This window comes from Mycobacterium sp. 4858 (genome assembly GCF_900240975.1).
Lineage (GTDB): Bacteria > Actinomycetota > Actinomycetes > Mycobacteriales > Mycobacteriaceae > Mycobacterium.
Genome location: NZ_LT968776.1, coordinates 3,639,051 through 3,653,470 on the forward strand (window position 1 = coordinate 3,639,051; position 14,420 = coordinate 3,653,470).

Annotated in this window: 12 protein-coding genes; 7 read left to right on the forward strand and 5 right to left on the reverse strand. The window is 67.6% G+C overall.

Going from position 1 to position 14,420, the window contains the following annotated elements:
- Nucleotides 1-32: 32 nt before the first annotated feature.
- From C1737_RS25990 to C1737_RS26010, 5 genes are all read right to left on the reverse strand, one after another.
- Nucleotides 33-1,313: a TetR/AcrR family transcriptional regulator gene (locus tag C1737_RS25990; protein WP_102420137.1), complete on the reverse strand. Its 1,281-nt coding sequence runs from the start codon at nt 1,311-1,313 to the stop codon at nt 33-35.
- A gap of 148 nt (nt 1,314-1,461) precedes the next feature.
- The gene (locus C1737_RS25995) at nt 1,462-2,109 is read right to left on the reverse strand and encodes a nitroreductase family protein (RefSeq protein ID WP_102420138.1); all 648 of its coding nucleotides are present in this window, start codon (nt 2,107-2,109) and stop codon (nt 1,462-1,464) included.
- Nucleotides 2,109-3,209, reverse strand: a complete 1,101-nt coding sequence (locus tag C1737_RS26000; RefSeq protein ID WP_102419806.1) for an acyl-CoA dehydrogenase family protein — start codon at nt 3,207-3,209, stop codon at nt 2,109-2,111. Before C1737_RS26000 ends, C1737_RS25995 begins: the two co-directional genes overlap by 1 nt.
- Nucleotides 3,206-4,351 (reverse strand): acyl-CoA dehydrogenase family protein, encoded by a 1,146-nt coding sequence (locus C1737_RS26005; protein ID WP_102419807.1) that lies wholly within the window; start codon nt 4,349-4,351, stop codon nt 3,206-3,208. The genes C1737_RS26000 and C1737_RS26005 overlap by 4 nt, the downstream gene beginning before the upstream one ends.
- A gap of 43 nt (nt 4,352-4,394) precedes the next feature.
- Nucleotides 4,395-5,378, reverse strand: a complete 984-nt coding sequence (locus C1737_RS26010) for an SDR family NAD(P)-dependent oxidoreductase (RefSeq protein ID WP_102420139.1) — start codon at nt 5,376-5,378, stop codon at nt 4,395-4,397.
- Between the two features lie 137 nt (nt 5,379-5,515).
- Here C1737_RS26010 and C1737_RS26015 point away from each other — a divergent pair, with 137 nt between their 5' ends.
- From C1737_RS26015 to C1737_RS26045, 7 genes are all read left to right on the forward strand, one after another.
- Nucleotides 5,516-7,162, forward strand: coding sequence for a nitric oxide reductase activation protein NorD (locus tag C1737_RS26015; protein ID WP_102420140.1), 1,647 nt, complete (start codon nt 5,516-5,518; stop codon nt 7,160-7,162).
- A 106-nt stretch (nt 7,163-7,268) separates the two neighbouring features.
- Entirely contained in the window at nt 7,269-8,111 is an 843-nt protein-coding gene (locus tag C1737_RS26020; protein WP_102419808.1) for a CbbQ/NirQ/NorQ/GpvN family protein, read from the forward strand.
- Between the two features lie 84 nt (nt 8,112-8,195).
- On the forward strand, nt 8,196-9,308 hold the full coding sequence (locus tag C1737_RS26025; protein ID WP_102419809.1) for an ABC transporter substrate-binding protein: 1,113 nt from the start codon (nt 8,196-8,198) through the stop codon (nt 9,306-9,308).
- A 13-nt stretch (nt 9,309-9,321) separates the two neighbouring features.
- Nucleotides 9,322-10,464, forward strand: a complete 1,143-nt coding sequence (locus tag C1737_RS26030) for a spirocyclase AveC family protein (RefSeq protein ID WP_102419810.1) — start codon at nt 9,322-9,324, stop codon at nt 10,462-10,464.
- Nucleotides 10,457-11,446 carry an SDR family NAD(P)-dependent oxidoreductase gene (locus C1737_RS26035; protein ID WP_102419811.1) on the forward strand — a complete coding sequence of 330 codons (990 nt, stop codon included), beginning with the start codon at nt 10,457-10,459 and terminating at the stop codon, nt 11,444-11,446. Before C1737_RS26030 ends, C1737_RS26035 begins: the two co-directional genes overlap by 8 nt.
- 8 nt (nt 11,447-11,454) lie before the next feature.
- Nucleotides 11,455-12,669 (forward strand): cytochrome P450, encoded by a 1,215-nt coding sequence (locus tag C1737_RS26040; RefSeq protein ID WP_102419812.1) that lies wholly within the window; start codon nt 11,455-11,457, stop codon nt 12,667-12,669.
- Between the two features lie 90 nt (nt 12,670-12,759).
- A complete protein-coding gene (locus C1737_RS26045; protein WP_067924679.1) occupies nt 12,760-14,244 on the forward strand; it encodes an aldehyde dehydrogenase family protein in 1,485 nt (494 codons plus the stop codon).
- The last annotated feature ends 176 nt before the right edge of the window (nt 14,245-14,420 follow it).

Here is a 14,420-nt window from a genome sequence, read left to right on the forward strand (position 1 = left end):
ACTGTATGGGTAACAGTTTTTTGGTTCAATACCTATTTGGCGCGAACCGCGACGCCACGCAAGACCGTGTCGCGGACGTGCACCAGCGCGGCGCGTTTGCCGACCTCGGCCAGGATGTTCTCCGGTATCCACTGCAAGGCGATGACGCATCGGGCCAGCATCGCGGTGGACGCAGCGTCGATGGTGATCTCTCCCGAGCGGATGCCTTCGGAAAGAAGCGTTTTCATCTGCCGGAGCCGCGTGGCGTACAACCAGCCGGGGTTCGGAGTGTCCGGCGGCGATTGGCGCATCCAGGCGAGCTGAATCCGGAACTCGTCCGAAAACCGATCGAGTGCATTGACGTTGACCCAGCTCAGCGCGTCCAGTTTCTCGATGGGCGTCGCATCCGAGCGCAGGACGCCGACCCAACCCGCCTCCACCTTCCTGCCGAAGGATTCCATGATCGAGGCGAGGAGTTCGTCCTTCGAGCCGATCACCCGATAGACGGTGCCCGTGCCGAGGCCGGCCGCGGACGCGATGTCCCTGATGGTGGTGGCCTCGTAGCCCTTGCGGCCGAATTCCGTTCGCGCCACCGCGCGCACGTGCGCCGCCTTGTCGTCGGGGTCGGCGTCGCTGTCGTCCGACCAGGTGTCGATGACCGCGCCGGCGGCGGCGAAAGCAGGGGACCCGTCCAGCGCCGAGTCGGTGGGTGGCCGCGTCGCCAACCCTTCCAACATGATTCGACACAGCAGGGCGGCCACCTGGTCTGCGGGCGACTTGTGGCGCATCACGTCGAGACCGACCTGCAGCATGGTTTGGCAGATGCGGTCGGACAACGTGGGCAGGTCGATGTCGGATTTGATGTAGCCGCTCCACCGCCCCGCGCGCAGCGTCTGCAGCATCGCCTCCTGAATCGCCGCGGGCCGCTGCCGGGTCAGCTTCATCAACTCCGGATCCGTGCTCGGTCCCTCGTAGAACGACATCTGCAGCGCGGCGCGATGCCGCACGGCGCAGTCCGCGATCGCCGAGCCCAGTTCGACGATCTGCTCGGGGACCGGGCGGGGGTCCGGCTTGTCCAGCTTGGCCTGCGCGGCCCGCCCGATGCGATCCAGGTCGTCCTGATAGCGGCGGATCAACTCGATGAGGATCGCCTCTTTGGACTCGAAGTGGTGATAGAGGCTACCGGGAAGGATGCCGGCCGCGTCGGCGATCTCCTGCAGCGAGGTCCGCAGTCCCGACTGTGCGATCAGCGTGGCCGCCGTGGTGAGGATCTCGGTCCGACGGGTACCGAAATCGGCTGGGAGACTTGCCTTCAACGACTCGGCTCTCGGCATGATCAGCCGTGCGCGCATCCGGACGACTGCGGACCGGCAAACATGCGCATTCGTCCCTCCCGCCAACCAAATCTTTGTTAAAGGCTATCAGAGCGGGCGCAAAGCATGCGCTGCATAACGGCGGTGCCGGACCATTCTCGGGACCATTCTAAAGCGCCGGCCCGTCCCAACCGTCGCGCGTGACCACCTCGCCGACGGCGCGTCGCCGGGCGGGCCGGAATGTCTGCCCGGCACGCAGCCGGCCGACCGGAAGCAGACAGCCCTGGACGTAGCTTTCGGGAATCCCGAGCAGCCGCCGGACCTCCGCCTCGCGATGCAGGTGCAGGGTGGTGATACAGGTCCCGTATCCCCGGGTGTGCAGCGCCAGCTGAAAGTTCCAGACCCCCGGGAAGATCGAGCCGTACAGCGTGGCCTGATGAAACGATTCGTCGCCCTCGATGCGGGGTAGGTATGGCTGATAGCAGGGGATCACCAGCAGCGGAACCCTCGACATGTTCTCGACGAGCCACTCCGTCGACGACATGATCCGGCCTTCCGGCGTTCCGGCCGGCACCAGGTCGGCGATCAGCTGGCCACCGACCCGCAGTAGGTACGCCGCGCGATACAGCTCGGCGATCTCGGCACGCAACGCCGGGTCGGCGATCACCAGCCAGCGCCACGACTGCTGATTGGAGCCGTTGGCCGCCTGCAAACCGATCCGCAAGCACTCTCGGACCTCCGCGAGGTCGACCGGCGCGTCCAGGTCGAGCGTCTTGCGCGCCGAGCGGGTTGCGGTGAGCAGGTACTCGACATCCATCACGGTTTGCCTCTCTTGGCAAGGCGCGCACCGAGTTCGGTGAGATACTGATCGGGACCAGCCAGGAACGCGCTCCAGCTGAGCAGGCGCTTGAGGTACAGGTGCGCGTCGTGCTCCCAGGTGTAGCCGATCCCGCCGAACACCTGGATGGCCGTGTCGCCCACCGTGGCCATGCGCCCCGCGAACGCCTTCGCCCGCAGCGCGGCCAGGTGCCGCTCGTCAGGGTCGGCGCTGTCGGCGGCCCAGAGCGCATGGATCACGCCGCTGCGGGCCAACTCCACGGTCTCGAACATGTCGACGCATAGATGCTGGACCGCCTGGAAGGAGCCGATCGGCTGCCCGAATTGTGTTCTGGCTTTCGCGTATTCGATGGCCATCTCCATGACGGCTCGCGCGGCGCCCAGAGCGTCGGCGGCCATCGCGATCAGCACATCGTCGATCACCGCGGCGACGTCCTCCGCGGACGCCGCGGCGAGTCGCTGCCCGGGCGCCGAGTCGAGTGTGACCCGGAATTGCTTGCGGGTCTGGTCGATACCACGCTCGGGCGCGACCGAGACACCCGGCGAGCCGCTGCGCACCGCGAAAAGCCCTTGACCGCCGTCATCCTCGGCGAGCACCAACAGCACGTCCGCGACGGCAGCGTCGGGAACGGCGGTCATCTCGCCCCACAAGACGATGCGCTCGGAGTCCTCCCGGCTCGCGGCGACCGGACTGTCAGCAAGGAAGCAGACGGTGGCGATCTTGGTGCCGTCGGCGATCCCGCTCAACAACTCGGCTACGGCCTCGGCAGGACGGAGCCGCGCCAGCGCCCGGGCGGTGGCGACCGCGCTTGACAACCACGGACCCGGATGCAGGGCCGCGCCCAGCTCTTCGGCCACGATGCCGGCCTCGACCATCGTCATGCCGGCGCCGCCGTAGGTCTCCGGCACCAGCAGACCGGTCGTCCCGAGGTCGGCCAGGCCGCGCCACACGGGTTGCGTGGTGCCGGTCGGGTCGTCGAGCAGCGGGCGCACATGGTTGGAGATGGAGGCCTTTTCGGCGAGATAACGGCGGGTGGTGTCGCGAAGCGCGACCTGCTCGTCGGAAAGTTCGAGGTTCATTTGCGCGGCAATCCGAGTACCCGCTGGGCGGTGATGTTCTTGTTGATCTGACTGGTACCGCCCGCAATGGTCAGCGAGCGCGACGTCAGGCGGTAGCTCGCCCACGGCGCACCGGCGCCGCTGCTGCCCAGCACGTCAAACGCCAGCGCGGCCATATCCTGTCCGATCTCACCCCACACGGTCTTGGCGAGGCTCGCCGATCCGAAGGCGTCACCGCCATGCAGCGCGGCCGAGATCGACCGCTGGCACAGGACTTCCAAATACTTGATGCGCAGCGCGATTTCGCCGAGGCGGCGCAGGGTCACGGGATCTGCGAGCGCCTCGGTGTGCGCGGCGATGTCGTCGGTCAATTCTTCGAGCCGCACCTGCATTTCGGCGTACAGCCGGGCCGCCCCGGCACGCTCATGGCTGAGGGTGGTGGTGGCCACCTGCCAGCCCGCGTTCAGCGGACCGAGCAGCGCGTCCGCCGGAACGCGCACGTCGTGAAAGAAAACCTCGGCGAAATCGGCGTCGCCGTTGAGCGTGACCAGCGGACGGACTTCGATGCCCGGCAGTGTCATGTCGACGATCAGGCAGGAAATGCCCTTGTGCTTGGGCGCTTCGGGGTCGGTGCGCACGTAGAGCTGGCACCAGTCCGCCCGATGCCCGAGCGACGTCCAGATCTTCTGGCCGTTGACGACGAAGTCGTCGCCGTCGCGCACCGCGCGGGTCCGCAGTGCGGCGAGGTCGGAACCCGCTTCGGGTTCCGACATCCCTTGGCACCAGATGTCGTCGGCCCGCATCATGCGGGGGAGCAGCGTCAGCTTCTGCGACTCGGTCCCGTATTGCATGATGGCCGGTGCGATGTTGTTCAGCCCAATCACGTTGAGCGGCATCGGGGCTCGGGCCCGCGTGGTCTCCTCCGTGTAGACCAGTTGCTCGAGAACCGTCGCGCCCCGGCCGCCGTACTCGCGTGGCCACGAGACCGCGGCCCAGCCCGCGTCTGCCATCGTCGCGCTCCAGGCGCGCAGCATCTCGAAGGCGGCATCATCGCGTCCGGAGGGTCGACGGGCGGCCACCAGCTCGTCAGTCAGGTTCTTCGATAGCCAGTCGCGCAGCTCGACGCGGAACTGCTCCACTTCCGCCGGGTAGGAGAAATCCATTTTTCGGGACTTTACGTTTGAGCAGATAGCCGGTCAATAACGGTCAGTGGCCTCCTGGCTCGGGGAAGGCGACCTCGGCGTTGCCCGGCATCGGGCTGACGCCACGGCGCTCACACACTTCGAGCACCTCGTCGACGATGGAGGCGGGCACGATGAACTTCTCCGTCGACGAGATCTGGTCGAGATGCGCCTCGATGTCTTCGGCCGTCGGCTGGCTCCCGGCGTCCGCAAGCCACCCCTCGCTCAGCCCGACGAACACCCGCGCGTAGCGGCCTGCGGATGCGGAATAGTTGCGATGGGTGAACCTGCAGGCGCTGCTGGCGAGGAAGGTCACCAGCGGCACCACGAGCTCGGGCCGGATGGCCTGCATGAAGCCGGATTCGGCGAGGAATTTCTCGTCGCCGACGGTTTCGGTGACCATTCGCGAGAAGCCGGTCGGCATAACGGAATTCGCGACGATTCCGTGCGCCTCACCCTCGATCGCGATCACGTTCGTCAACCCCACCAGGCCGGCCTTCGCCGCGGCGTAGTGGGCCTCCATCGGCTGACCGAAGATCCCGGCGGAGGACGAGACGAACACGAACCGGCCGCCCCCCTTGTTCTTCATTACGCGGTACGCGGGCTGGGACAGATAGAACCCGCCGTCGAGATGCACGCGCAGCATCCGGGCCCAGTCGTCGAGCGAGAGGTCCTCGAAGGCGACAGTGCCGAAGATCCCGGCGTTGCTGACCACCGCGTCCAGCCGCCCGAATGAAGCGACGGCCGCGTCGACGATCGCCTGGCCGCCCGCGGGGCTGTCGACCGAGTCATAGGAGGCGATCGCGGTGCCACCGGCCTCCTTGATCTCTTGGACCACGTCGTCGGCGACGCGGGAGTCGGTGGCCGCATCTGGGAGGCCGCGCATTCCGCACCCGACGTCGTTGACCACCACCGCGGCGCCGCGGCTCGCCAGGTCCAGCGCATACAACCGGCCGAGTCCCCGTCCGGCGCCGGTGACGATCGCGACCTGCCCGGTGAAGTCAATCACCATGTGCTCCTTGCCCTGATTGACTGCGGTGGCACCGGACTCTACGGTGGAACAGATATTTGGTCAACGGAGTCCAAGCGGTTCGGAGATTGAGCGTGTCCACCGACGTTCGCGGTGACCGGCTGCCGGGCCTCGGCATGCTCGCATCCGCGCTCGCGGGCCGAGCCGTGGCGGTGGCCGAACTGCGTCCGGGCGAACCGTCCTGGACCGACGGACGGACCATTCACGTCGACGCGGGTGCCAGCCCTCGCCGGCAGCTAGAAGCCGTTGCGGTGCAGGCGTCGATGATCGCGGCCGGCAGCCTGGATCCGGACGTGATGCGCCGCTTGCTGCGCCGCCCCAGGGTGGCCAAGCGCTACCTGGCCGTGGAGGGGCACCGGGCGCTCGCCGCCAATGCCCGCCTGCTGCCGGGAGTTCTGGCGTCCCTGGGTGACCCCGACACCGCGGCGCGCAGCGATTCGCCTGCCGCTTCGCTGCGGATCGCAAGCGGCCGGGATGCAATCGACGATGCCCCAACGGAATTCGGTGTCATCCGCGCGGCGAAGGTACTGGCCACCTCCGCCCGGGCGGCCGAACAGCGGGACAACGAATCGCCCGGGCACATCCCGAGGAGCAACGGCACCAACGAACTGAAAGAACTTGACGACGAGGCGGACGATTCCGACGATCCCGACATGTTCACCAGCCCCGTGGGGGGCGGTGGTTTCATCGGCAGGTGGCTGAAGAAGATGCTCTCGTCGGTGCGCAAGACCGGGAGCGGCGGGGGACCGCCCGGCGCGGACACCCCGACGCACCGGACCAACTCCGCCAAGCGCGGGTTGCACGCGGTGACGTCGCTGGCCGCCACGTCGAGCGAGCACGACGCGGACCGGCCGGCGTCCATGGACGGCCTCACCTACCCGGAATGGGATGCCGGGCGCAGGAGGTACCGGCCGGCTTGGTGCACGGTGCGCGAGATCGAGGCCGAGATCAAACCGTCGGCGATGCATGCGATCGAAGCCGCCATCAGCGTGCGGCGCCCGCTGTCGCGGCTCGGGATGGGCCTGCACCGCCGCCACCGGCAGCCGCAGGGCGACGACATCGACATCGACGCCGCGGTCGAGGCCCGCGTCGAGGTGCTGGCGCGGTCCGTGCCCGACGAGGCGGTGTACCTGGACAGCCTGCGGCGCCGGCGGGATCTGTCGGTGCTCCTTCTGCTCGACGTCTCGGGCTCGGCCGCCGAGCCTGGCACGGTTGGCCGCACCGTGCACGAGCAACAGCTCACGGCGGTCGCCGACCTAACGGTCGCGCTGCACGACCTGGGCGACCGGGTTGCGCTCTACGCCTACTACTCGCAGGGCCGGAGCGCGGTGAACATGGTGCCGGTCAAGCGATTCGACGACCACCTCGACGCCCGAGTCATGCGACGGCTCAACAGCCTTGAACCGGGCGCGTATTCGCGTCTCGGTGCCGCCATCCGGCACGGGTCGGCGGTGCTGGAGGCGCGCGGCGGTACGTCGCGACGGCTGCTGGTGGTGCTCTCCGATGGACTGGCCTACGACCACGGCTACGAGCGGGCCTACGGCGCGGCCGATGCGCGTCGCGCCTTGACCGAGGCCCGCCGCCGCGGCACCGGCTGCGTGTGCCTGACCATCGGCGCGGGGACCGACGTGCAGTCGCTGCGCCGTGTGTTCGGTGGCGCCGCGCACGCCACGATCGCGCGCCCGGACCAACTCGCGGGCGTCATCGGCCCGTTGTTCCGGTCCGCGCTGCGCTCGGCCGAGGTCCGGCGCCGGGTGTCATGACGCGGCCCGGAAATCGATTCTCGAGGCTAAACGCGCTTGTCAGGAAGCTTGAAACAAACATCTGTTCCGCGCTAGGCTGCATTCATTAGGTAGCAGAGGGGACGCTATGGCCAACGAGTCCGGGCTGGTGCACCGGAACGGCGCGATGCCCGAGGCCGAGGGGCCGCGCCCCTACTACCAGGCGATCGGCGGCGAGGAAGCCGTTTTCAAGGCGGCGTACCGCCAGGGTCTGGCCCTCGTCCTGAAGGGGCCCACGGGTTGTGGCAAGACCCGATTCGTCGAGGCGATGGCGCACGATCTCGGCCGGCCGCTGATCACCGTCGCCTGCCACGACGACCTCACCACCGCCGACCTGGTCGGCCGGTACCTGCTGCAGGGCGATGAAACCGTGTGGGTGGACGGCCCCTTGACGCGGGCGGTGCGCGAGGGGGCGATCTGCTACCTCGACGAGGTGGTGGAAGCCCGGCAGGACACCACGGTTGTCCTGCATCCACTCGCGGATCACCGGCGGCAACTGCCGATCGAGCGTCTCGGCGTCACGCTGGACGCGGCGCCCGGGTTCGGCCTGGTGGTGTCCTATAACCCCGGTTACCAGAGCGTGCTGAAAGACCTCAAGGATTCGACCCGGCAGCGAATGGTCGCCATCGAATTCGATTTTCCCGCAGCCGATGTCGAAGAGGGCATCGTCGCGCACGAGGCCGGGGTGGACGCCACCACCGCCGCGGAGCTGGTGCGGTTGGGGCAGGCCATCCGCCGACTGGAAACCGGTGGGCTGCGCGAGGTCGCATCGACCCGTGTGCTGATCGCCGCCGGCAGGCTGGTGGCAGAGGCGCTCCCCATGCGGGAGGCGGCCCGGGCCGCGATCGCGGGACCGCTCACGGACGACGTGGTCGTGGGCAGGGCCCTGGGCGAGATGATCGAGATCTATCTGGGCGGCCCGGGCGAATGATTGACGCTGCATACGGCCGCCGCTAGGGTCTGAACAAATATTAGGTTTGTCATGAATCGGCGCGCGTGAAGTCCGGGAGGTCCGATGTCCTACGAAAGCAGCGCCGAGCCGATCAAGGTCGGCTACCTGATGGACTTCACGCTGCCACCGGGTTTCCCCGAGGAATTGATGGCGAGTTTCACGCGATGCTTCGACCTCGTCTTCGAAGAAGCCGTGGAGCAGAGCCTGATCGATCGCCCCGTGCAGATGATCTACCGCGAGGTGGAGGGCCTGCCCAAGGGTTCGGTCAAGGCGGTGATCGACGCGTTCGGGGAGCTCGTCGACGAGGGCTGTCTGGTGGTGTTCGGACCGCACATCACCGACAACTGCGTGCCGACCCGCGAGGCGATCGAGGACCGGTTCAAGGTGCCGGCGATCAGCGTCACCGGCACCGACGACTGGCTGGGCGACTGGACGTTCGCGTTCCCGCAGGGCTCGATGACCGACGAGCCGATCTTCATCGCCGACCTCGTCGCCAAACGCGGGCTTTCCGAAATCGGTGTCCTCGTGGAACAGAACCTGATCGGTGAGAGCTACCTGAAGAATCTGCGAAGCGCTTGCCGCCGCAAGGGGATTCGCATCGTCGCGGAGGCGGCGATCGCCCAGACCGCGCAGGACATCAACGACTCCGTCCGCACGCTGCACGAGGCCAAGGCCGAGGCGATCGTGCATCTGGGCTTCGGCTTCGGCATCGTCTTCATCAACCCCGCGCTGCAGGCCGTCGATTGGGATCCGCCGCGATTCACCACCACCGCATTTCAAAACGCGTGGGTGAACCCGATCATGTGGGAAGCGTTCATGGGCTGGGTCGGGGTAGACCAGTACGACGAGGAGAACCGGCTCGGCCAGGACTTCCTGGACCGGTACGCGCAGAAGTACAACGGCAGCCGGCCCGAGTACTGCGTATCGGTGGTCAACCATGACGTTGCCACGACACTCGTCCGCGCGTTCGCCGATGCGCACCCGCTCAGCCCGCGCGGGGTCAAAGAGGCTTTGGAGCGGGTGAAGATGATGCCCGCCGCATCGGGCGCCCCCGGCACGCGCGTCTCCTTCGGCAAATGGACGCGCCGCGCATGGATGGGCGCCGGCTATCTGGTGGCCCGCACTCTGGACGCCGACGGCACCAACTCGCACCTGGTCGATCGCTTCGGGGAGTAAGGCTGGCAACGACATGAGCACTGATCAATCGGCACCGCTTGCCGCGCAGGAAGATTCGGCGCTCCCGGGGCGTGCGGACAAACGCGGCTGGGGCGGCTGGATCGCCGGCGTCGCGCTGGCGGCGTTCGCGCTCTTCTTCATCGCCAACTGCCGCGTCGCCCTCGACCCGCGCGTCGCCAACCCGAACGTGCAGGGCCGCCCGCGACCGGTGAAATTCATGTTCGGGCTCGACTACATCGGGTTCCTGGACTGGGCCACGGTCGTGGCCCTGCTCGTCCTGTTGATCGTGTTCATCACGGGCTGGCGCCGCAATCCCGGTAGCCCGGTGATGTTGATGTTCCTGTGCACCACGCTGATCGTGTGGCAGGACCCGATCATGAACTGGTCACCGTTCGCGGTCTACAACCCCGACCTCGTGCACTGGCCGGAGTCGTGGCCGCTGGTGTCGCTGTCGCCGACGGTCGAGCCGTTCGTGGTCTTCGGCTACGTGATGTTCTACTTCGGGCCCTACTTCCCCGCGGTATGGCTGGTGCGCAGATTGCAGGCGAAGTACGGGCCGACGAGCTATGCGTCGCGGCACCCGCTGGTCACCCTGGGCCTGATCACCCTGGTGATCGGATTCGCCTTCGATGCCTTCCTGGAGAACACGCTGATCCACTGGGGCATGTACATCTACTCCCAGGTGATCCCGTGGGGCTCAATGTTCACCGGCACCACGTTCGAGTTCCCGCTGATCTGGGAGTCGTTCTCGGTGACCTTCGTGATGGTGCCCGCGGCGATCCTCTGCTACCGCGACGACACCGGGAAGTCGGTGGCCGAGAAGCTGGCCGCCAAGGCCAGGATCTTTCCGACGCGCCCAGTGCTCGGCACGTTCCTGGTGATGTTCGCGATCATCAACGTGTCCTACTTCGCCTACGGAGCGTGGTTCTGGGCCATCAAGGCCAGCCATGCGGCGACCTCCGTCGCCTGCCCCTGGCCCTATCCCGAAGCCAAGGTCTACGACCCGCAGGGGTTTTACGAGAAGGCCGGTGCCCAGGGTCCGTACTCCGTCGGCATCTGGTCGACCTGGGCGAGCGGGGAGCCCAACGGGCGGCCCCACGTCGACCCGCCGCCACCGGGCCAGGGCGCCTGCGCCACTGCGGGTCAGCATGGTTGAGCCGCGCACCGTCGTCATCACCGGCGCGTCCAGGGGGCTGGGCTTCGCGTCGGCGGTGCGCCTGTACCGCGAAGGCTGGCGCGTCGTCGCGGCCATGCGGACACCCGACCGCGGCTTCCCGTCGCTGCGGGACGCGGCGGGCGCACGTGACGACGACGACCGGCTGATCGGCGTGCAGCTCGACCTCTTGGACCCGGCATCGATCTCGGCGGCGGCAAAGGCCATCGAAGAAGCTGTCGGTGCTCCTTACGCGCTGGTGCACAATGCCGGCATCTCCGCCGCCGGAATGGTGGAGGAGACCGATATGACCCTATGGCAGAACATGTTTGCCACCAGCGTCTTGGGTCCGGTTGCGCTCACCCAGGCCGTCCTGCCGTCGATGCGGGCCGCGGGACGCGGGCGCATCGTCCTGGTGTCCAGCGCGGCGGGGGTGCGCGGGCAGCCGGCGACCGCGCCGTATTCGGCGGCCAAGGGGGCGCTGGAGCGCTGGGGTGAATCGATGGCGTGTGAAATCGCGCCCTTCGGCCTGGGTGTCACCGTCCTGGTGGCCGGCATGTACGACACCGAGATCATCACCGACGAGGGCACCACCGACAACCGCGACTTCGGCGGCCCGTACGCCCGGCTGCACACCACGATGAACACCCGGGGCAGGGCCGCGATGCGACTGGCCCGAGCGCCCGAGCGGTTCACCGACGGCCTGCTCAAGGCGCTCGATGACCGGGCTCCGTTCCGCCGACGCGGCGTCGGGCCGGATGCGTCGATGTTGTTGGTTGCCAACAGGATCCTGCCGGCCTCCGGCATGCACCACGTGTCGCGGGCCGTGCTGGGCATTCCGCGGCAGGGTTCGATGCGGGACGGGGTGTGGCCGCTGACCTGGAGCCAGCGGGCAATGGTGCTTGCCGCGCGCGTTCTACCGCCGCCGGTGTTGCAACGCCTGGCCGCGCTGGCGGCGAAGCGCAAGGGAACTCAAGGGGACTGAGGGGAAGTATGGAACAGCTATTCGACGACCTGGAGGACTTCGGCGCCTTCGACGACGCGGTCTCCGGCGACGTGCGCGACCCATACACCGAACTGGCTCGGCTGCGCCGCGAGGAGCCCATCCAGCGGCTCGATGTGTCCGGGATGCCGCATGAGGAGTCCAAACCGGTCTTCATCGTCTACCGCTTCGAGGAAGCCCAGCAGATGCTGCGCGACAACGAGACGTTCTCGTCGGCGGCCGTCATCGCAGCCTTCGGCCCCGTGCTGGGGGAGCGCGTGATGCTCGGCATGGACGAGCCGGTGCACGGCCGGCTACGGTCGCTGGTGTCAAAGGCGTTCTCGCAGAAGGCGTTGGCGCGCTGGCAGGATGAGTTGGTCGGCCGGGTGGGCAATAGCCTGATCGACGAGTTCGCGGCGAACGGCAAGGCCGATCTGGTCAAGGAGTTCACTTTCGACTACCCGAGCCGGATCATCGCGGGCCTGCTGGGGCTGCCGGAGGAGGACTATCCGCAGTTCCAGCGGTGGTCCATCTCATTGCTGAGCTGGATCCTCAATCCCGAACGCGGCCTGGCCGCCTCGGCAGCGCTCTGTGAGTACTTCGCGCCTATCCTCGCGTCCCGCCGGGCCGAACCCAGGGACGACCTGATCAGCGCGCTGGCGCAGGCCGAGATCGACGGGGAGAAGCTCGAGGACGAGGAGATCTACTCGTTCCTGCGGCTGTTGCTGCCCGCCGGGGTGGAGACGACGTACCGGTCACTGGGCAGCCTGCTGCTCGCGCTGCTGACGAATCCCGCGCAGCTGGATGCCATCCGCGCCGACCGGTCGCTGTTGCCGCAGGCCATCGAGGAGGGTGTGCGGTGGGAACCGCCGCTGCTGACCATCACCCGGGTGGCGACCCGCGACACCGAACTCGGCGGGGTGGCGATACCGGAGGGCTCGACGGTGATGCCGATGCTGGGCTCCGCCAACCGGCAGGAGGACCGGTATCCCGATCCGGACAGGTTCGACATCTTCCGGCAGGCGAGGGCACACCTCGGCTGGGGGCACGGCGTGCACGTCTGTCTCGGCATGCATCTGGCGCGGCTGGAGATGCGCACCGCAATCAACGTTTTGCTCGACCGGCTGCCCAACCTGCGGCTCGACCCCGACGGGGACGACCCGCACATCCGCGGGCAGGTTTTCCGGTCGCCGACGTCGGTGCCGGTGCTGTTCGACCCCCAATGACCGGCCCCGTACGGGTTTTCGCTTGCCAATCGGCTAGTTTCCGGTAAGGCTCTCAGTAGCCCCTCAACGACTCAGAAGAGAGTGACAAACATGACCGAAGCTGTAAAGGTCCGCTTCGAGCCCAAGATGATGATCGACGGCAAGCTCGTCGACGGGCAGGCCGGCACCTTCACCAACATCAACCCGGCCACCGAGGAGCCGCTCGGTGAGGTCGCCGACGCGTCGAAAGAGGACATGCACCGGGCGATCGACGCCGCCCGGCGGGCCTTCGACGAGACCGACTGGTCGACCAACCGCGAACTGCGCAAGCGCTGCCTGCTGCAACTGCACGAGGCGATCGAATCGGAGAAGGAAGAGCTGCGCGAGGAGCTCATCCTGGAGGTGGGTTCGCCCCGGGCGATCACGTACGGCCCGCAGCTGGACGCCCCACTGGAGGACGGGCTGCGCTACCCCGCCAGGCTGATCGACGAATACGCCTGGGAAACCGACCTGGGCGACAAGGTGGTCAGCCTGACCGGCACGTTGACCACCCGCAAGGTCTGGCGCGAGCCGGTGGGTGTGGTCGGCGCGATCGTGCCGTGGAACTTCCCGTTCGAGGTCACCCTCAACAAGCTCGGCCAGGCACTGGGCACCGGCAACACCGTGGTGCTCAAGCCGGCGCCCAACACGCCGTTCAACGCGACCCGGCTCGGCCGGCTGATCGCCGAGAAGACCGACATTCCCGCGGGCGTCGTCAACGTCGTCACCGCGTCGGATCACTTTGTGGGTGAAGAGCTCACGCTGTCGCCCAAGGTCGACCTGATCTCGTTCACCGGGTCGACGGTGGTCGGCCAGCGGATCATGGAGAAGGGCGCCGCGACCATGAAGCGGCTGTTCCTGGAGCTCGGCGGCAAGTCGGCCACCATCGTGCTGGAGGACGCCGATTTCGGGATGGCCTGCGCGATCGGCATCGCGCCGTGCATGCACGCCGGGCAGGGCTGTGCGAACCCCACCCGGATGCTGTTGCCGCGGTCGCGCTACGACGAGGGCGTGGAGATTCTGAAGAGCATCTACGAGAACGTCACGTGCGGCGACCCGCAGGACCCGGGAACGCTGTGCGGCCCGGTGATCTCCGAGGTGCAGCGCAACCGCGTGATGGGCTACATCCGTAAGGGCGTGGAGGAGGGCGCCACGGCGCTGGTCGGCGGCCCCGACGCGCCGACCGGCTTCGACAAGGGATTCTTTGTCCGGCCAACGCTTTTCACCGACGTCGACAACTCGATGACCATCGCCCAGGAGGAGATCTTCGGGCCGGTGCTGGCCGTCATCCCGTTCGACGACGAGGAGGACGCGATCCGGATCGCCAACGACAGCAAGTACGGGCTGGCCGGCAACGTGATGTCGGGCTCGCTGGAGCGCTCGCTGGCGGTGGCCCGCCGGATCCGGGCCGGCTTCATGGGTGTCAACGGCGGCGCGCCGTACGGCGCCGACACCCCCTTCGGCGGCTACAAATACAGCGGTGTGGGACGCCAGAACGGCGTCGCCGGGTTCGACCAGTACACCGAGATCAAATCGGTCGCGTACCCCGCCGGCTAGGGCTGCACCTTTCGGCTTCACCTTTCGTCGAGATTGCCGCCACGGTCGCGCTTCGCGGTCGGACCGCGACCACCGCGGCGATCTCGGCGCGGCCGTGAGCGCAACCAAACCCACCCCGCCACGCGCCCTCCCAACGCGTTGGTTGACAATCGACGCGAGGCTCACTTTCACCAATA